This window comes from Paenibacillus intestini (assembly GCF_030803945.1).
In the GTDB taxonomy this organism is placed as follows: Bacteria; Bacillota; Bacilli; order Paenibacillales; family Paenibacillaceae; genus Paenibacillus; species Paenibacillus polysaccharolyticus.
The window spans coordinates 607,484-626,458 of the sequence record NZ_JAURUN010000002.1 but is presented as its reverse complement, the minus strand read 5'-3'; the positions used below and the strand labels follow the sequence as shown (position 1 = coordinate 626,458).

The following is an 18,975-nucleotide window of genomic DNA, read 5'->3' as shown; positions in this document are numbered from 1 at the left end:
TTTTTAACAAAGTGTGTCTGACATTTATTTTGTTCTTCTATACCTGATTATTTTTTCGAAGAGTTCTCGGTTGCGTCTGCTGGTTGTTCCTTCTCCTCACGGAATTGACGTATCAGATCGTAGGTAATGATCGTATCAGACACATGCAGACGTTTTGAGGCTGTTTCAAAACCAACCTTGCAGGCGTTAATATCCGTCTTTTCGTGAGTGGATTGGTCGTAACAGGCTCCGTTGGCATAAAGATAATCATCCGAGGGAATATAGAATACTTTACCGTCTGTAAACGAACCGTTGCGTAGCACTACCGTGCGTTCCGTGTCGTTGTACACATTGTTTCCCATGTGATAATAGGATTCATCCGATATCCCGAGCAAATGTAGCACCGATGGTGTAATATCCAGCTGCCCTGACGGTTTATCAAAGGTACCGGCTTCAGCTCCGTCAGGTAAATGTACCAGCAGTGGAACTTCGTTCATGATCTGTGCCATATCAAGGTCGTTTAGCCCACGGCCTAGAAACTTCTCATATTGAGCTTTGTCGTTAATCGAGTTGTCATGGTCACCGTAGAACATGAAGATAGTCTTGTCCCATAGTCCACGATTCTTCAGATCCTCCACCATACCACCGAGTGCGGCATCCACATAGTGAACAGACTGCAGATAATTTCCGAACATGGTGCCCTGGAATTCACCCACATCCAGCTGTTGTTTCTCTTTAGGCAGAGAGGCGTAGGGATGATGGCTGCTAAGTGTGATGAGGAATGAATAAAAGGGTTCCTTCACCTCATTACTCATTTTCTCCACGGACTGCCGGAAAAAAGATACATCCGACAAAGACCAGCCAAGCGGGTCATCTTCTATGAAATCATTTTTGCTGTAAAACTTGTCGTATTTCATATTCTGATACATCGTATATCGGTTCCAGAACCCGCTCTCGTAGGCGTGGAATACGTTGGTGCTATAGCCATGCTCCTTCAAAATGGAAGGTAACGAATCGTACATATGATCTGCGTATCGCACAAATGCTGAACCTACAGGAAGAGGGTGCAGAGAGATGTTGGCGCCGAAGTCGGCATCTGACGTTCTGCCCTGTCCAGTCTGGTGATAAAAGTGGCTGTAATACTGGCTTTCTTTCATCAGTTCATTGAAGTGGGGGGTGATTTCCTGCCCGCCAATGCTTTGTCCAATCATAAAATTCATAAAAGCTTCACCTTGCACGATAATGACGTTGCTATCTTTATATTTTCCGTATAAGGGCTGGCTGGTCTGTCCTGCATTCGACTTTTGTCGATCATCAAAATAAGCTTTAACTTGCTGGATATCGGCCGGATCAGCTTCGGGGCCGGAACCCATATTATTTTTGACATAAGAGTACGTATCATAGCCGTGAAAAGCGAGCAATCCGGTTACGTTGTACATGGATACATTCCACCAATTGTTATCAAACAGCCCCTTGGCCCAGGTTTTGCTGTAATAATATATAGGGCCGGCGCCAAGACCCAATCCCAGAATGAGCGCTGTGACACCTGCCAATAGACGGCGACGGAGACGCTTTTTATGAGATATGGAAGAAGTGAAGGAGTAACCGCTATAACTACCGTTAGAACTGCTTGTGTACATCCCTGACGGTTGACCTGAGCGATAACGTCTGCTGAACAGCATTAAGGCTGCACACGGAATAACAATGAACAAATCGGCAAAAAACCATATATCGCGGGTATAGATTAAAGTGGCAATGCTATCGCCAAGTGCGTCTACCTGTCGTGCCTGTAAGAGCACAGGAATGGTAAGGAAATCCTGAAAGTAGCGATAATAGACCATATCCGCATAGATGAGTGCAGTAAGAAACAAGTGAAGGATCGTAAGTGCAGCAATCATGCCCCTGCGAGGCAGCCACCAGACCCAGAAGGACAGAAGCAACAATGATCCAACTGCAATCACTTTGTCAAGCAGTCCCATGGTAATGTTATACGCGTTCAGATTGTGATGCAGGAACATCAGCTTAAGCAGGATCAGTATCGTGAAAATAACATATAGCGTCAATGGGTGACGCAGAAGCATGGGCGTTCTGGAACTTCGCATAGGCTGAGTGAAAACCATAATGTTTCCCCCTTTTTTTATGTAGTTGTTCATGATTCGAGAAGCTATGGATTAAATATGTCGTTTATTTTGTTAACGGAATGTAAAAACAGGGCTTCATATATTATAGCGTGACCGCTTCGCATTTCAACTATGCTCATCTTCATACTCGCATGTCATACAGGCCCTTCTTATAAGGTATGAAGTCCTGCTTTTGTTGGCTGGTCGGTGATCAAACAAAAGAAAAACGCTCCAACCGTAAAGGTCAGAGCGTTTCTTAACCATAAGTGTCTTTAAGCTTGCGGTGTTTTGTTGCGTGGCGGCAATGGCCCCAAATATTGATAGTACTGAGTTTCAATCCGTCCGTTGAACAGTTTGCGACGCTTGTCCGCTTTGTGTCCGAAATACTCTTCAAATGCTTTGGTGGAGGTTATGGCAAAAAACGACCACGTTGGCATATCCAGATAAGAGCGACCGAGGGAACGAAGTAGCTTCTGCACTTCTTTTTCTTCACTCAGACGTTCGCCATATGGAGGGTTGGTAATAATAACTCCATATTCTCCTTGAGGTCTGGCCCGGTGTGCTGGCAGCACGCTGACTTCGATATCTTTGGCAAAGCCCGCACTTTTGATCGCCGCTTGCGCAACCTCAATCGCTTCTGGGTCGATGTCGCTACCTGAAATCTGCAGAGGCACATCATCACGCACGGCATCAAATGCCTCCTCACGTGCCTGTTCCCACAGTTCAGCAGGAATCACGTCCCAGTTCTCGGAGTTAAAAGTACGACGAAGTCCTGGTGCGATATTCCATCCAATCATGGCTGCTTCAATCAGCATGGTGCCAGAACCGCAGCATGGATCGTAGAACGGGCGGGAAACATTCCAGCGACTAAGCTGAATCAGAGCAGCTGCCAGTGTTTCTTTCAGTGGCGCTTCTGTAACTAGTTTACGGTATCCGCGTTTATGAAGTCCTGGGCCTGTTGTGTCCAGTGTAATCAGAGCGCGGTCATTCAAGAGAATGACTTCGACCACATAACGTGCTCCATCTTCGGGGAACCATTCGGTGTGATGCGTCAGCTTCAGTTTTTCAACAATTGCCTTTTTGACAATACCTTGTGAAGCTGGTACGCTACTTAGTTGTGATTTCTGTGATCGTCCTTCAACCGGGAATTCACCATCTGCCGGAATCCATTCTTCCCAAGGCAGTGCTTTGGTACCCTCAAACAATTCGTCAAATGTAGTTGCGGGGAATTCCCCCATGTTGACCAGCACGCGGTCCGAACTTCTCAGCCACAGGTTACAGCGACAAATATCAATGTAATCTCCTGTGAAAAATACGCGGCCATTATCGACCTTGGCATCCTCATACCCCAACTGTTTCAGTTCCCGGGCTACAACAGCCTCAAGTCCCATCGCGGAGGTTGCAATCAATTGCAATCGAGCCATATGAATTCATTCAACTCCATTTCGAGCCGCAGCAGGCTTAAGCCTCTCGCGGCCAATATAGTAACGGTGCGGCCTTGCCGCTTCCCGTGAAAAAACTTACAATGAGTAATGCGGCTTAACCGCAAAAACTTCAATGCAGGTAATGCAGCGTTCAATAATCTGTGTTGGATAACAAACATTCATTATAAAACATTGGCATCCATATGAAAAGCTATCCAGGGTATTTTAGAGAAAGCCACCTGGGGGCATTGATATGGAAAGTAGTCCAAATGTGCAAGGAGGAACTTCGTGGTGAATCTGACCCCGGACGAATATGTAAATCAATTATTTCAAGAGGATGAGCTCTTGATAAAAGTAAAAGAGGCCATTCGGGCAAATGGCATGCCGGAGGTTTCGGTGGCTGCGGCGTATGGACGCTTGCTCACCTTTCTGGCCAAAACCTCTAAAGCTGAAGCTGTGCTCGAAATCGGTGTGCTCGGCGGTTACAGCGGCATCTGCCTTGCTCGTGGGCTGAGCGAAGGGGGGAGTCTGACTTCCCTTGAGCTGAAAGAAGAATACGCGGATATGGCTCGCGGACATTTGGAGGAAGGTGGTTTCGGCAGTCAAGTCGAGTACCGGATCGGGCCTGCGGCAGATAGCCTGGAGCAACTGGCGCAGGAAGGACGTACCTTTGATTTCTTCTTTATTGACGCAGATAAGGAAAACTATCCGGTTTATCTGGATTATGCAATTCGCCTTGCGCGTCCGGGTGCAGTCATTGTAGGTGACAACTGTTTCCTGCGCGGTCGCACGCTTAATCCGGACAAGCAAGGCCCGGCCGTGCTTGCTGTGCGTCGTTTCAACGAGCAGATGGCAAATGACCCACGTCTGGTTACAACCATGCTTCCGGACTATGACGGTTTGGCACTGGCTTGGGTGCAGTGAAGATCTCCCTTATGATAAAACTTCGATGGAACTCGATTTTATGCTCTTATGTTTTTGAGGGGCGTGTGTTCCACCGGAGTTTTTTTGTGTGAAAAATGTTGCTTGTTGAGAAGGAGTTTAATAGTGGTTTCTCTAAAATGAATAGATTTTAGTGAAGAGTTTTTCGTTAAAAAGAGATCAGAACCAACTTTTAGGTTGTTTTATGGTAACATTGTACATAAGAAGTTATAAATTTCTATATATGGAGGTATTGAAATGAGGCCTTTATTCATTTTTCTTTCTTTGCTTCTGATCTCAGGTTTCTTATTTCATTTTCTTAACGTATACACGCCATTTCTAATACTGCCGGTTTATATTCTGCTTATTGCGATATTTATTTATTTGGTTTTTTATCTTTTTAAGTATTATTTTACTAAATAGCAAGGTATTTGTAATTAATTAGAGAACTTATAAGGAGATTGAGTATAAAACTAAGGAGGGGATTTTTATGAAGAAACAATTCACTGCACTATTAATGTCTTTTTCACTTTTGGTAGGAGGGAGTGTTACAGTCTCAGCAGACTCATTGCTGGGAAAAGAAAATTTAAATAACATTGCGGAAGCTCGGGCCTATATCACTAAGAGTAGTTCTGAAATAGCAAATAATTTGGAGAACTTAAAAATTTCTAAGGAGAGTGTAACTCTGATTGAAATTCAAAACGTTATTGAGAATTATTATGAGAATAATCCCGCACCCTTGGAATTGGCTAATAATAATTCGATTTCTTTAGAAGATGTATTTCCCGATGAATAACAAAAGAATCAGTTGAATAAAGGGGAGATATTCAGTTTAGATGAATTTATTTTACAGCAAAAAGAAAACAAGGAAGTTGTAAGTTTCTCAACAGATACTACAAAAACAGATGTTTATGTTGATAAATCAGGAATTTTTATTTTGCATTCTGAAATTGAACCTAATAGTGCCATGAGAGCAGCTACATGGAGTTACACCGCTAACGAAAGGACGACCGGAACTGCTTATAATGCTCTAGGTTTTAAAATGTTTGATCTTTGGGCATCGGGAAGTTTTAGATATGATGGTTCAAAGGTGGAGGTGGCTGCTAAAGACGGTGGTTACGAACGTAAATTCTGGGGATCGACATTGGAGTTAACTGATAGAGGGATGGGGCTCTCAAGAGCAGTCGATCTTGAAGGGTACAAATACGCTGAAGTGTATAGCAGGCTTAGAACAGAATCGACTCTTGGCTTTAGATGGTTTGGGCTCACGCTTACTGATACTACTGTAGAGGTTAAAATTGGTAGTACAGTTAATGGTAACGTTTATACTGGAGGGGGCTCCATCTAAAATAGAGGTGTACTTGAATTAGTAGTCCACTGCGATCTGGGAATTAATACTCAAAATCTGAAAACGCAAAAAGAGAAGACGACACACATTGAATTTCAGGGAGTATTGTCTCTTCTTTTTGCGTTTTCAGATTTATAAGGGTGAGTTCTTATACTTCAGGGGTGCCGTATGTTTCAAACCATTTTTTAATCGTATCAAAATCATCGCTGAAAGACAGTCCGAGCATTAAAAGAATCCGTGCTTGCTGTGGACTGAGGTTATCCCCGGCGATAATACCTTTGCCACCTCCATACACGCTGCCTGAACCAGTTCGGGTTGTCGTGACGAAAATAACGCCTTCCTCAATAGCCTTCGTACGGGCCTGCCCCATTGCCCTGGAGATTCCACCTGCCCCTGTACCTGAGGTGACAATGCCTTTCACTCCACTCTTCACAAATCCTTCAATCGCTCCACCGCCCGCTTCTTGATACGAGATGGCGATCTCAACTTTGGCAAGATCGGCTTTGGTAATTTTGCTAAGATCAAATGCAGGTTTCGCTGTGCCTTCCGGTTTCATCGCGCGAGCAGGAGCCCGGTAGATCCGGATATTCTCTTCATCAATATAACCCACAGCTCCGAGCATTGGTGTTTCAAAGGTATCTGTACGGTAGTCATTGGTCTTGGTTACCCCGCGTGCAAGCTGGATGGTATCATTCAGCATCAAGACGGTGCCGAAAGATTTCGTGCGACCGCTGCCAGCCAGCTTAATGGCATTGTACAGATTCGCTTGGGCATCAGAGCCGATTACTGTCCAGGGTCGCATCGATCCCGTGATAATAACGGGTTTATCGCTTTGTACGGTCATATCAAGGAAATAAGCGATTTCCTCCATCGTATCTGTACCTGTTGTTACCACGACGCTGTCATACTGAGCTAATGCCTTATCTACCGTTTGAGACAAGTCGTACAAATCAGACATCGTATAGGAGCCTGAACCGGAATTGCCGAATTGAAGTGTGCTCACATCCGCAATTTTCTGTTTGTCCGGCAAATCTTTGACCATATCAGCAATAAGAAGTGTACCAGCCTTATAGTTCTGGAAGCTGGTTGCGTCTTCCGATTGTCCTGCAATCGTTCCGCCTGTTCCGATCACAAGCACATTAGGAAGTGGGGATTGTTTGGAAGCTTCAGGAACTGCGGGGATGGTGGTATTGCGTGTAGGCGTGGCTGGGGTGCTCTGAACCGTGCCGACCGTGCCTTTAACCTCTACTGTAGCTGCCTGAGCGGCATAAGTTCCGATCGGGGACAGGGATAGAGTTAATGCGGTAAATGCCGCGGTACTCCATACGGCCCCAAGGGCGAAGGTTAGATGGTTTTTTCATGCTGAAACACTCCTTCAAGTGATTTTGTCTGAGGTATTCTCTTTTTTTATGTAAGTAGATTGAGATAATATTATTTAATGTTAGGTAATATAACAAATGTTGTATTATACAGGAATAACGCTTACAATCATTGTTTTTGCTAGATAAATAGATGTTTAATAGAAAAAATGGCTGAATTTAAATTTTATAAATTCTTAATCGAAAGGAAGATGAGGAGAAAATTAGAGGGTATACGTCATTTTAATGTTATTTTAATTAACATAACTATCTTTCGACACTACAAGGGTAGTTGGTAGCATACGTTGGGACGAGAGGCTTATTTATGCTGAAATAGTTGGAATCGCTATCCAGTTGTGGTTATAATGAATAGGAACATATATGTAAATAAATATATATTATTGATTGGAGGAAACACGATGAAACAAGCACCCCGAAAATATGCCAATTACATTCCTATTCGGGAATTGCACAACAAGGAGCGACAACTATCTCCCTTCCAGGTGTATGCAGAACTTCGTGAGAACACTCCAGTCCGATATGATGAGCATCGTGAATGCTGGGATGTGTTTCGGTACGAAGATGTGCAGTATGTGTTAAAAAATCCGAAGCTGTTCTCTTCTGAACGTAACCGTGCCGGCACCAGCATGTTAACGACAGATCCACCGAAGCATAAGCAACTTCGCGATTTGGTCAATCAGGCGTTTACGCCCAAGGCGATAGAAGCTCTTGCACCACGGATTCAGGAAATTACGGATGAGCTGCTGGCTCCACATTTGTCGGGTGGAAGGATGAACCTGATTGATGATCTTGCAACGCCACTCCCCGTCATCGTTATTGCAGAACTGATTGGTGTTCCGGCTACAGATCGGCGTGAATTCAAAGAGTGGTCTGATGTGCTAGTGAAGGGTGCACGTGATGATAGTGAAGAAGCTTTTCAAGAGTTGGAGAAGGAAAAGCTGAAGAATATCCAGGAGTTATATGCCTATTTCACAGACATTATGGAACAGCGTCGTTTAAAGCCTCAGGACGATCTTATCTCTTTGCTACTAGATGCGGAGATTGAGGGTGAGAAGTTAACGGAGGAAGAAGTGGTCAATTTTTGCATCCTCCTGCTGGCTGCAGGGAATGAGACAACAACCAATTTGATTGCAAATGCAGTGCGCATTCTCTCTGAACAACCCGAACTGCAAGAAGAGTTGCGTGAGCATCCGGACAAGGTGGCCAGTGCCATAGAAGAGACACTACGTTATTATCCGCCGATTGTAGCCATTGGACGTGTTGCGAGGGAAGATATAGAACTAGGAGGCAAGGCAATCAAGGCAGGTCAACAGGTTATATCCTGGGTGGGGGCTGCCAATCGTGACGGTGCCCAGTTTGAACAGGCAGATCAATTCGTATCCGATCGTAAGCCGAACCGACATATGGGATTCGGGTTCGGAATTCATTTCTGCTTGGGTGCGCCGCTGGCACGTTTGGAAGCGAGAGTTGTTCTTCACACGCTTCTCCAGCGTATGGAGCAGATACAGCTAGTTCCTGAAACGACCTTGGAGCCGATTCAAAGCGCTTTTGTATTTGGTGTGAAGGAATATCCGATTCAATTCAACGAACGACGAGTGTAATAGAAAAGCCGCTTTCAGGCCAGACATGGCACTGAAGCGGCTTTTGCTGTTTATTTCCGTTAGAAAATTTAAGTTGTCTTCGATTCTTTAATGCGGACAGGTGTTTTGTACAATTTGAATCGAACCCATACCATATTGAGTAATAGTAGGCCGCCGGATACGATAAACAGGCCCTCAATACCGATGAAACCAGCGAGGAATCCGCCAATGACTGCGCCCAGCATATTACCGAGAGCAAGTGTGCTTGTGTTAAAGCTGAATGCCCGGCTGATCATGCTATCTGGCGAATACCCCCTAATTAGCGCATTTACGCTTGGAAGCAAGCCGCCCATAAATATCCCCATCATAAAGCGAACAAGGATGAGTTGCCACACCGTTTGCACAAAAGCTTGCGGAATAAGCATGAGTCCGGTTCCGATCAGTGAAAAAGTGAGGACGCGGTGTGATCCGATCCGGTCACTGAGTTTTCCGAGTACCGGAGACATTGCCATATTGGATATCCCTGTAACTGCTCCAACCATACCTGCCCAGAAGGCCACGTCGACTGCGGTTCCATGCAGTTTTTGTACATATATAGGCAAGAGCGACATCGGACTGATCATCGCAAATTGCAACAGGAACGTCACAGCGAACAGTGCCGGCAGCTGAGGTGATTTGCTAAGCTCCTTCAATCCGGATAATACCGATTGATCTGGCAATTTTGCAGCTTTTTCACGGTCGAACGTCTCTCTTACGAGGAACATTGCAAGCATGGAAGCTGCAAAGATGAGCCCGCCTGTAATGTAGAAAATAGGACGGAACCCCACCGCATCTGCAAGCAATCCGCCAATAAGTGGACCCAAAATCGTACCTGCCACCTGACCGGACTGGCTGATCCCCATCGCAAATCCCATACGATCCTTCGGCGTTGTGCCTGAGATCAGAGCAACAGCTGCAGGGTTGAAGCCGGAGATGGTTCCGTTCAGCAACCGTAATAAGAGAAGTTGCCAAGGGTTTTGCGCGAGACCCATCAATGCGATAACAACAGCCATACCGAAACCGGAGCGAAGCAACATAATTTTACGTCCGTATTTATCCGACAACTTGCCCCAGAGCGGCTGAAACAAAAAAGAGGTGAGGAAATTGGCTGCAAAAATAAATCCGGCCCATATTCCAATTTCGTGCTCACCTACAACGCCCAGATCTCTGGCAAGGAACAGCGATAGAAAAGGCGTAATCATGGTCATGCCTGCATTGACCAGAAATTGTCCAAACCAAAGCACAATGAGGTTGACTTTCCACGTTTTCAAAGTGCTTTCACTTCCTTTCAAAGATTTTTCTGTAACTCTCAAAAAAAGCGATTCTTTTAGTATATCACAAATGGCATATCCATGAGGGGTGTAACGAATGTCATAGTATTGTCACTTGGAACACATCCCCATATGGTTGTTACGGCTGTTTAAAAAGGGCATAATGGTAGTTATGAGTCCAAAAACTATTGGAGGCTTCTTACATGAGCTATAATGATCGACTGATTCGGGCAAGTTTCAAACAGCAGGTTGACCGTGTGCCGGTATGGTATATGCGTCAGGCTGGACGTTACGATCCTGAATATCGCAAAATTAAAGAAAAGTACTCCTTGCTTGAAATATGTCAGCAACCTGAGCTGGCGGCTGAAGTTACACTCATGCCTGTACGTAAACTGGGTGTGGATGCGGCTATTTTGTATTCCGATATTATGAATCCGGTTGCTTCACTTGGCATTGATTTTGACATTGTGAAAAATATAGGTCCGGTGATTGATAACCCCATTCGTTCGGCTGCCGATGTAGATCGTCTGCGTCCCATCGACGTGGAAGGGGACTTGTCTCATATTCTGGAAACCATTCGTATTCTGGACAAGGAACTTGACGTTCCGCTAATTACATTTGCTGGGGCTCCGTTTACGATTGCAAGTTATCTGATCGAAGGTCAACCTTCGAAAGGATATATTCGAACCAAAACGATGATGTACAGTGAGCCGGAAGTATGGCACAAACTGATGCAGAAGCTTGGCGATATGGTCATTACATATATTCGTGCTCATATCGCGAATGGCGGTAAGGCATTTCAGTTGTTTGACAGCTGGGTAGGGGCGCTCTCTCCCAAAGATTTCAAAACGTATGTGCTGCCAACGATTACTCGTATCTTTACCGAATTATCCGATTTGAATGTACCGAAAATCTATTTCCCTGGAGTGGCCTCAGGTGAGTTGCTGCCAACCTTGCAGGATTTGCAGGCGAATGTCATCGGACTGGACTGGAGAGTTTCCATATCCGAAGGACGTAGGCGCTTGGGCGGTAAATTTGCGGTGCAGGGTAATCTGGATCCGTACATCCTGACTGCGCCAATGGAGTTAATTAAAGAACAGGCAAAAGTCATCATAGATGAAGGGATCAAGGACCCGGGTTATATTTTCAATCTGGGACATGGTTTGTTCCCTGAAGCTTCTCTTGATAAATTAAAAGAACTGACAGCATATATTCATGAATATTCAACAGAAGCTTTGAAGACGGGAGTGACGGTAAGTAATGACTAATACTGTAGGCGTACTGGTGATGTCATATGGCACACCTGAAAATATGGAGAGTGTTGAGGCGTATTATACGCATATCCGCAGAGGGCGTCCGCCTGAGCCGGAACAACTGAAAGAGCTGACAGATCGCTATGAAGCAATTGTTGGCGGTGTTTTCCCGCTACGTGAGAACACGGATAACCAGGTGAAAAACCTTCAGGAGACGTTGCAAAAGGATGAGCGTCGCGGCGAGGTCGAATTCCGCTGTTATCAAGGACTAAAACATGCTTATCCTTTTATTGAGGATGGGGTGGAACAGATGGCGAAAGATGGAATTCAGACCGCTATTGGCATTGTGCTTGCGCCTCATTTCTCCACGATGAGTGTGGGCAGTTACATCAAACGTGCACGAGAAAAAGCCGAAGAACTTGGTATCCAGATGTCCTTCATCGAAAGTTATCATTTGCATCCTAAGCTCATTCAGGCTCTTTCTACGCGGGTAAGTGCCAAGCTTGATGCATTCGAGGAAGCGGGAGCGAAACGCGGAGATGTGAAGGTACTGTTTAGTGCTCACAGTCTGCCCGCCCGCATTGTTGACATGGGAGATCCTTATCCAAATCAATTGCTGGAAACTTCCGAGGCCATCGCTTCTCGAGTGGGGATTGGGAACTGGCAGTTCACTTGGCAAAGTGCTGGACGAACTGCCGAGCCTTGGCTCGGCCCAGACATCCTGGACACACTTCAGGAGCTTTCGCGCGAACAAGTGGAAGATGTACTTGTGGCTCCAATTGGCTTTGTTTCAGATCATCTGGAAGTGTTATATGATCTCGACATTGAAGCCAAAGCGATTGCTAAAGAAATGGACATGCGATTGATGCGCATCGATTCGCTTAATAGTGACCCGTTGTATATGGAGACATTGAGCGAATCTATTATTAGCCAATGGCAGCAAGGGTCTGATAACTAATGGAAGACAAGAAAAGACGTATTGTTATTGTCGGCGGGGGCCTGACGGGCCTCAGCGCGGCATTTTATATCCGCAAGCATTACAGGGAAGTTGGTTATGAACCTGTGATTACCTTGCTTGAGAAGAGTTCGTCTATGGGCGGCATGATCGAAACGTTGCATCGGGACGGATTTGTAATCGAGAAAGGTCCTGACTCTTTCCTGGCTCGCAAAACAGCGATGATTGATCTGGCAAAGGAACTGGAGATGGATCATGAACTCGTCAGCCAAAACCCGGAGTCGAAGAAAACATATATTATGCAGCGTGGTAAGCTTCATCCCATGCCAGCCGGTCTGGTGTTAGGCATCCCGACAGAACTGAAACCTTTTCTGAGAAGTGGGCTGGTCTCTCCGGCAGGCAAGTTGCGAGCACTGATGGATTTTATTATTCCGCCTAAACGTACAACAGAGGATGAATCTCTCGGTTATATGATTGAGCGCAGGCTTGGCCCGGAAGTGCTGGAAAACCTGACTGAGCCGCTTCTGGCGGGTATATATGCAGGAGATATGCGAAAGCTCAGCCTACAAGCAACCTTCCCGCAGTTCGGAGAGGTGGAGCGGGATTATGGCAGCTTAATCCGAGGCATGATGACAGGACGCAAACCGACCGAGACACATACAGGCACCAAACGGAGTGCGTTTCTGAACTTCCGTCAGGGGTTGCAAAGTCTTGTGCATGCGCTTGTCCATGAGCTTCATGATGTGGATCAGCGTTTGAATACAGCCGCCCAATCCTTGGAGCGTGTGGATGCACAGAACGCCAGATATCGGGTTGAACTCGATAACGGACAATTTCTGGAAGCCGATGACGTTGTAATCACCGTGCCGACCTATGTGGCTTCTGGGCTTCTAAAACCGCATGTGGACACATCGGCGCTGGATGCAATCAATTATGTATCTGTTGCTAACGTCGTTCTGGCTTTTGAGAAAAAAGAAGTGGAACATGTCTTCGACGGTTCAGGGTTCCTGGTGCCACGAAAAGAAGGACGTAATATTACGGCCTGCACGTGGACATCTACCAAGTGGCTTCATACCAGCCCGGACGACAAAGTCTTGCTTCGTTGTTATGTTGGCCGCTCTGGAGACGAACAGAATGTGGAGCTTCCCGATGAGGCACTTACGGAGCTAGTCATGAAAGATCTGAGAGAAACGATGGGTATTGAAGCAACTCCGATCTTCTCCGAGATTACTAGATTGCGTAAATCGATGCCACAGTATCCTGTCGGCCATCTTCAGCATCTCACTAACCTTCGTAAAGAGCTTGGAGAAAAAATTCCGGGTGTTTATATTGCAGGGGCTGGTTATGAGGGTGTGGGGTTACCGGACTGTATCAGACAAGCGAAAGAAATGTCCATACAGGCCTCGGCACAGCTGACTTCAACGAACTAAAAGTATGAATTATAGATCCGCCGTCTCCAATGTAGCAACATCTACAGAAGGGACGGCCTTTTTTTTATAGGATGTACATCCAGAATATGCTTGATATAATGGTATGCATATGGATTTATTGTTAAGAAGAGGAGTTGCTTATGTATCCCCCAAGATCACAGCGAAGCTCAGAAAAGAAAAAAGTAAGACGTACCCGTAATACAAAAATCAGGATTGTAAATGTAATATTAATTGTAGCCATTGGTCTTATCGCCTTATATTACCTCTTAAACACACGTGAACAACAACCATCCCAGCCTGCTAATTCAGAGGTCGTGCAACAGGAGCCACCTTCAGGAGCGGACGATAAGGGTGGGGATGCATTGAACCAGCCCGAGTCTGATGCTGATTCAGTTGAAGTACCGGATAAAGATGCAGCTTCGGTAGAGGGGAAGCCAAATGCAGAGCCAGATGATGCTGTAGATAACTCGGGATCTGGTATCAATGAAACTTCAGGGGCAGGCGGTGATAAGCCGACAACGGGAACAAAACCTGCCACTACTGGAAAAGGAGCCTCGGATAAGGCAGATAGCAATAAGGGAACCTCAACATCTGATTCATCTAAGGATGTCACCATTCATTTTGTCGGCGATATTCAATTTTCCGGAAAAGTTGCAGAATTGCTGGAAAAGAACGGATATGATTACCCCTTTGCCAAGCTTGGCTCTATGTTTCAGAATGACGATCTAACGATTGGTAATTTGGAGACCCCGGTGACCCATGGTGGTACGGGCGCTGCGGATAAAACCTATGTTTACAAATCCTCCCCTAAAGCGTTGCAGGCGATGTCTGCAGCGGGGTTTGACGCCGTTAATCTGGCAAACAATCACATTCTGGATCAAGGTGTGGAAGGGCTGGTCGATACGTTAACGTATCTTAATGATTACGGTATCGCACATGCTGGCGCGGGTATGAATGGTACCGAGGCTTATGAACCTGCCTATTTTGAGCGCAAAGGCATGAAAATTGCCTTGCTTGGGTTCAGTCGGGTTGTTCCTGTGGCTAGCTGGAAGGCAGACGGGAATCGGGCAGGCGTAGCGGAAGCGTATGACTCCACAAGAGCGATCGCAGCGATTCAGTCGGCCCGTAAGAAGGCTGATCTGGTTATCGTCGTTGCGCATTGGGGGGAAGAGCGTGTAAGTACCCCGAATGCCGATCAAACGAGGCTTGCGCACGAATTTGTGGATGCGGGAGCCGATCTGATTATTGGCGGTCATCCTCATGTTTTACAGGGGCTTGAGTACTATAAAGGCAAATGGATTGCATATAGTACGGGGAATTTTATTTTTACGAAATCGACGAATGAAGAAACGTGGAAAACAGCTGTCTTTCAGGCGCGTTGCAGTCGCGAAGCGGTGTGTAGTATGAAGGTGATTCCATATGAGGCTGCTCTTGGGCAGGCTGTTCCAATGCTTGATGAGGTGAACCGACTTCTACTGGAGCAGATGGCTAAGATGTCATCAGGTATTCGAGTGAACGCAGATGGAACTGTAGTGCCCAACTAAGTAGCGTTTTGCTGAGGAGAGATGATAATGAACAATCTGTGTGTAGCGCATCGTGGATTTTCTTCCATTGCACCAGAGAACACGATGGCCGCATTTAATATGGCGATGGAAAGACCTGAAGTCCAGTGGATGGAACTGGATGTGCAACTATCCCGGGACGGCGTGCCTGTGGTGATCCATGATTTCACATTGGAGCGAACGACGAATGGTAAGGGTCGGGTGAAGGATACCGATTGGTCTGTATTGAAACAACTGGATGCAGGATCATGGAAAGGCAAGAACTACACGGGGGAGCGTATACCTTCCTTGAGCGAACTCTTGGATCGTTCCTGTGGCAAAGTTCGATTAAACATCGAATTGAAAACACAAGGAGACATGTATCCGGGTCTGCCTGCAGCGGTGATTCACGAAATTAGAAAAAGACATATGCAGCATGATGTTGTCATCACATCGTTTGAGCCTGCAGCGCTGGTTGAAGTGAAAAAGCTCGCACCTGAATTAGAAACGGGTCTCATCATTGATGCCAAACCCGGCGATCTGCTTGTAGCATTGAAACAAATGCATTGCACGTTCCTCTCCATCGGGTACACCAATGTAGACAAAGCGTTAATGAATGAGATGAATGCTGCTGGCATTCGAGTGATGGCGTGGACAGTGGATGACAAGTCAAGTATGAAAAAGCTGGCTGCTATCAACCCGGATGTGATGATATGTACGAATCGTCCCGATGTTTGGGAAGATGCATTTCAGGAGACGAGTAGCCGCTTTTTCAGACCTTAATTGTAAAGTTGTAATCGAACTAACAAACGAAGCAATGAACGAAATAATAAATCCAGTAAAGGTGGTTGCAACTCTATGTTGACGAATATTCGCAATGTGTATTGTGTAGGACGAAATTATAAGCTTCATGCGGAGGAACTGGGTAATGCCGTTCCAGATGAACCGATGATTTTTATGAAGCCTTCTCATGCGGTTGTGCCATTGAATGGAGAGAGTTTAGAATTGCCAGCTTCTAAAGGCGAAGTTCATTATGAGGCTGAATTGGTCATTCGCATTGGTCAGGATTACAAGCCGGAAATGCGAGTCGATGAACTGGTCGATGCCTATGCATTTGGTATTGATTTTACGTTGCGTGATGTGCAGACCGTGATTAAGAAAAAGGGACACCCGTGGACGGCCGCCAAAGGGTTTAAAAACTCCGCACCCATCACACCCTTTCAGACATTTCCTGGAGCAGTAGCACTACTCGAAAAAGATTTCACCTTGACGAAGAACGGCGTTCAGGTTCAGCGCGGCAATATCGTCAACATGATCTTCAGTTTACAAGATATTGTAGATTATGTAGGTCATCATTATGGCCTAGGGCCGGGAGATATTATTTTTACAGGTACACCTGAAGGAGTAGGTGCTGCGCAGCCTGGAGATGTGCTTGAGCTGGCGTGGGCGGATGAATCATTGGGAGCATGTACGATCAAGGCAGCGGAGTAATTGAATCAACGCTATAATCCATAAGGTTTATGCCACCGAGCGCAAACAGAATCAAAATAGATCCGTGTTAACAGGAGGAGTGTGATTATGCGCTCCTTTTTTGCGTTGCGCTGCCTTGAAGTTTTTATAGATTGAAATGAAACGGGAACTAGATATATGTTTTGTTAGCACTCTCTGTGAGCAATTCTGCAATTTCCAGGGACTGAAGAGCGTGCTGCTCAGAACTGATACTTCCGCTAGCAAGGCGCTCATCCAGCTGTGACTGAAGCTGTTTAATCTGAATGGCAATGGCCTTAGCAAAATCGCCTCCGCTACCCTCTGCAATTGTTCGTAGTGAATGTCCCTGATACAGTTTCTCCGCCAGCTCCTCTTCTGAAGCCTGGTTCAGTGCACTAAGCAAATCATCATCTTCATTCTCATTGCTGTTCTCCAGATCGACAATAGACCATTTGGGTTCGGGAATGGGGGAGATGGTAGATTTACTCCATGCAGAACCAGCGAAAGACATTGTAACAATCATTGTGCCTAGAATAAAAACTCTTTTCATATTCATCGTTATTATGCTCCTTGTTTTGTGTTGTTGTGTATGAACTGAATCGAAGTAGTTCAGTTAATTTTGTTGTTTGAGCTAGATCAATTGTAACTCGGAAACCTGAAGTAAAACTTAAAAATAAATAAGGTTTTATCTAGCCGCATGTTCAGTTTCTGCTTTGGCGTAAAACCGTGGTATAATTAACTTTCAAAAATATATAAACGTCATGTGCAAGGTATTGATGTCACATGCAGGAGAGCTTATGGATTGGATTATTGGCGCTGTGTGCGCTTCTCTGGTAGCGGGGGCCGCTTATGCAAAGAAATCGCTAACCCTGTCTGGATGCCTTGCTGCAATTCTGATGGGTACGATATATTACGGGGCAGGCAATCTGTTCTGGTTTGGCACACTGCTGTTATTTTTTATCACGTCAACACTGCTTTCCAGGTTTCGCAAAGATCGCAAGCAGGAGATGGAGAAGTCTTATGCCAAGACAGGTAATCGGGATGCCGGGCAAGTGATGGCCAATGGCGGTATAGGTATGCTGTTATGTCTGGCAAACTGGATCATGCCGCATCCAGCGTGGTTGTATGCTTTTATCGGAGTTATGGCAACGGTCACCTCGGATACATGGGCAACCGAAATCGGAAGTCTCAGTCGCAAGCCCCCTCGCTCTATACTCACATGGAAGGTGTTAACCCCCGGAGCCTCGGGAGGCGTTTCTATGTTAGGGAGTTCAGCGGCTGCGCTCGGCGGTATTGTAATTGGTACAGGGGCATTTGCTTTTGCGTCGATTAGCGGATTGGAGCAAACAGGCTGGTTTGGCTGGACTCTGGTTGGACTGATCGGTGGGCTAGCAGGAGCGTTTGCTGATTCCTATCTCGGTGCAACCGTGCAAAAGATGTATCGTTGCACAGTATGTGGCCGAGAGGTTGAAGTTCATGAACATTGTGGTCAGCCAACAATACAGGCTCGGGGCTGGACCTGGATGAGTAATGATCTGGTCAATGTGCTCAGTTCTGTGATTGGTGCATGTATAGCTATAGGATTAGGTAGCCTTTTGGCGTTGTAGGGAGGGGATACAGATTGAATACGGTGCAGGGAGACAAATCGGAGGCGATTTTGGATGCGGCCTACGGCATATTTGGATCAAAAGGATTCTATGAGACTAAAATGTCCGATATTGCCGATGAAGCTGGCATTGCCAAAGGCACGATTTATTTATATTTTAAAAGCAAGGAACAACTGTTTGTCGCTGTATCCAAGCGGGATTGTAACAGCTTTATCAGCCGCCTGGAATATGCATTACAAGCACACGAGAACACGGGTGACAAGCTTGGCGCGATCGCCAAGACACATCTGACGTATTATTATGAACGGCGCAATCATACGAAGTTATTTTTTATGGCACCGAATAATGATCCGGATTTGATGAAGTTTATGAAAGCTTTTATGAACGAGTATATGAGCATGGTATGCAAAGTTCTGGAAAGTGCGGGTGTACCTGAGCCTGTGTTACTGGCTGAAGCGTATATCGGCATTCTGGATCGGCTGAAGATGGATATTATGCTGAATCCAGAGTTTAATGAACAAGACCTGAACAAACGAATTGCTTTTGCAGCGGCGCTGTTTTTGGACGGATGCCGTTCATTTCTGCGAGTATAAGCTGGTATGCAAGATCGTGTAGTTGAGGATAGAGCATTTTAAATTAT

Annotated in this window: 16 protein-coding genes and 1 pseudogene; 12 read left to right on the top strand and 5 right to left on the bottom strand. The window is 45.8% G+C overall.

Annotation, left to right across the window (positions count from 1 at the left end; translation table 11 throughout):
- Positions 1–47 precede the first annotated feature (47 nt).
- Together J2T16_RS07990 and J2T16_RS07985 are read right to left on the bottom strand one after the other, a co-directional pair.
- The gene (locus J2T16_RS07990) at positions 48–2,099 is read right to left on the bottom strand and encodes an LTA synthase family protein (RefSeq protein ID WP_336122294.1); all 2,052 of its coding nucleotides are present in this window, start codon (positions 2,097–2,099) and stop codon (positions 48–50) included.
- 272 nt (positions 2,100–2,371) lie between these two features.
- Positions 2,372–3,523 carry a THUMP domain-containing class I SAM-dependent RNA methyltransferase gene (locus J2T16_RS07985; protein WP_090920483.1) on the bottom strand — a complete coding sequence of 384 codons (1,152 nt, stop codon included), beginning with the start codon at positions 3,521–3,523 and terminating at the stop codon, positions 2,372–2,374.
- A 291-nt stretch (positions 3,524–3,814) separates the two neighbouring features.
- On the opposite strand from J2T16_RS07985, the gene J2T16_RS07980 reads away from it, so the two are divergent.
- The 3 genes from J2T16_RS07980 (at position 3,815) to J2T16_RS07970 (ending at position 5,792) form a co-directional block, all read left to right on the top strand.
- Positions 3,815–4,447 carry an O-methyltransferase gene (locus J2T16_RS07980; RefSeq protein WP_336122806.1) on the top strand — a complete coding sequence of 211 codons (633 nt, stop codon included), beginning with the start codon at positions 3,815–3,817 and terminating at the stop codon, positions 4,445–4,447.
- Positions 4,448–4,934: 487 nt separating this feature from the next.
- Entirely contained in the window at positions 4,935–5,240 is a 306-nt protein-coding gene (locus tag J2T16_RS07975; protein ID WP_336122295.1) for a hypothetical protein, read from the top strand.
- A gap of 12 nt (positions 5,241–5,252) precedes the next feature.
- Complete coding sequence (locus J2T16_RS07970) at positions 5,253–5,792, top strand: hypothetical protein (protein ID WP_336122296.1); 540 nt, start codon at positions 5,253–5,255, stop codon at positions 5,790–5,792.
- A 148-nt stretch (positions 5,793–5,940) separates the two neighbouring features.
- Here the strand turns inward: J2T16_RS07970 and J2T16_RS07965 are convergent.
- Positions 5,941–7,153, bottom strand: a pseudogene (locus J2T16_RS07965) (asparaginase).
- A gap of 416 nt (positions 7,154–7,569) precedes the next feature.
- On the opposite strand from J2T16_RS07965, the gene J2T16_RS07960 reads away from it, so the two are divergent.
- Positions 7,570–8,772, top strand: coding sequence for a cytochrome P450 (locus J2T16_RS07960; protein ID WP_336122297.1), 1,203 nt, complete (start codon positions 7,570–7,572; stop codon positions 8,770–8,772).
- Positions 8,773–8,840: 68 nt separating this feature from the next.
- On the opposite strand, the gene J2T16_RS07955 is transcribed toward J2T16_RS07960, so the two are convergent.
- Positions 8,841–10,061 (bottom strand): MFS transporter, encoded by a 1,221-nt coding sequence (locus J2T16_RS07955; RefSeq protein WP_154886605.1) that lies wholly within the window; start codon positions 10,059–10,061, stop codon positions 8,841–8,843.
- A 203-nt stretch (positions 10,062–10,264) separates the two neighbouring features.
- Here J2T16_RS07955 and hemE point away from each other — a divergent pair, with 203 nt between their 5' ends.
- The 6 genes from hemE to J2T16_RS07925 all read left to right on the top strand — a co-directional run bounded on the left by hemE (position 10,265) and on the right by J2T16_RS07925 (position 16,731).
- Positions 10,265–11,329 (top strand): uroporphyrinogen decarboxylase, encoded by a 1,065-nt coding sequence (gene hemE / locus J2T16_RS07950; RefSeq protein WP_090924707.1) that lies wholly within the window; start codon positions 10,265–10,267, stop codon positions 11,327–11,329.
- Positions 11,322–12,272: a ferrochelatase gene (gene hemH, locus J2T16_RS07945; protein ID WP_336122298.1), complete on the top strand. Its 951-nt coding sequence runs from the start codon at positions 11,322–11,324 to the stop codon at positions 12,270–12,272. Before hemE ends, hemH begins: the two co-directional genes overlap by 8 nt.
- Positions 12,272–13,699 (top strand): protoporphyrinogen oxidase, encoded by a 1,428-nt coding sequence (hemY, locus tag J2T16_RS07940; protein ID WP_499018081.1) that lies wholly within the window; start codon positions 12,272–12,274, stop codon positions 13,697–13,699. The genes hemH and hemY overlap by 1 nt, the downstream gene beginning before the upstream one ends.
- Before the next feature lie 140 nt (positions 13,700–13,839).
- On the top strand, positions 13,840–15,243 hold the full coding sequence (locus J2T16_RS07935) for a CapA family protein (protein ID WP_499018080.1): 1,404 nt from the start codon (positions 13,840–13,842) through the stop codon (positions 15,241–15,243).
- 27 nt (positions 15,244–15,270) lie between these two features.
- Entirely contained in the window at positions 15,271–16,023 is a 753-nt protein-coding gene (locus tag J2T16_RS07930) for a glycerophosphodiester phosphodiesterase (RefSeq protein WP_336122301.1), read from the top strand.
- Positions 16,024–16,098: 75 nt separating this feature from the next.
- On the top strand, positions 16,099–16,731 hold the full coding sequence (locus J2T16_RS07925) for a fumarylacetoacetate hydrolase family protein (protein WP_336122302.1): 633 nt from the start codon (positions 16,099–16,101) through the stop codon (positions 16,729–16,731).
- 148 nt (positions 16,732–16,879) lie between these two features.
- On the opposite strand, the gene J2T16_RS07920 is transcribed toward J2T16_RS07925, so the two are convergent.
- On the bottom strand, positions 16,880–17,284 hold the full coding sequence (locus J2T16_RS07920; protein ID WP_253495679.1) for a hypothetical protein: 405 nt from the start codon (positions 17,282–17,284) through the stop codon (positions 16,880–16,882).
- A gap of 241 nt (positions 17,285–17,525) precedes the next feature.
- On the opposite strand from J2T16_RS07920, the gene J2T16_RS07915 reads away from it, so the two are divergent.
- The gene (locus J2T16_RS07915) at positions 17,526–18,335 is read left to right on the top strand and encodes a DUF92 domain-containing protein (RefSeq protein ID WP_154984010.1); all 810 of its coding nucleotides are present in this window, start codon (positions 17,526–17,528) and stop codon (positions 18,333–18,335) included.
- Positions 18,336–18,349: 14 nt separating this feature from the next.
- Positions 18,350–18,928, top strand: coding sequence for a TetR/AcrR family transcriptional regulator (locus J2T16_RS07910; RefSeq protein ID WP_221786519.1), 579 nt, complete (start codon positions 18,350–18,352; stop codon positions 18,926–18,928).
- The last annotated feature ends 47 nt before the right edge of the window (positions 18,929–18,975 follow it).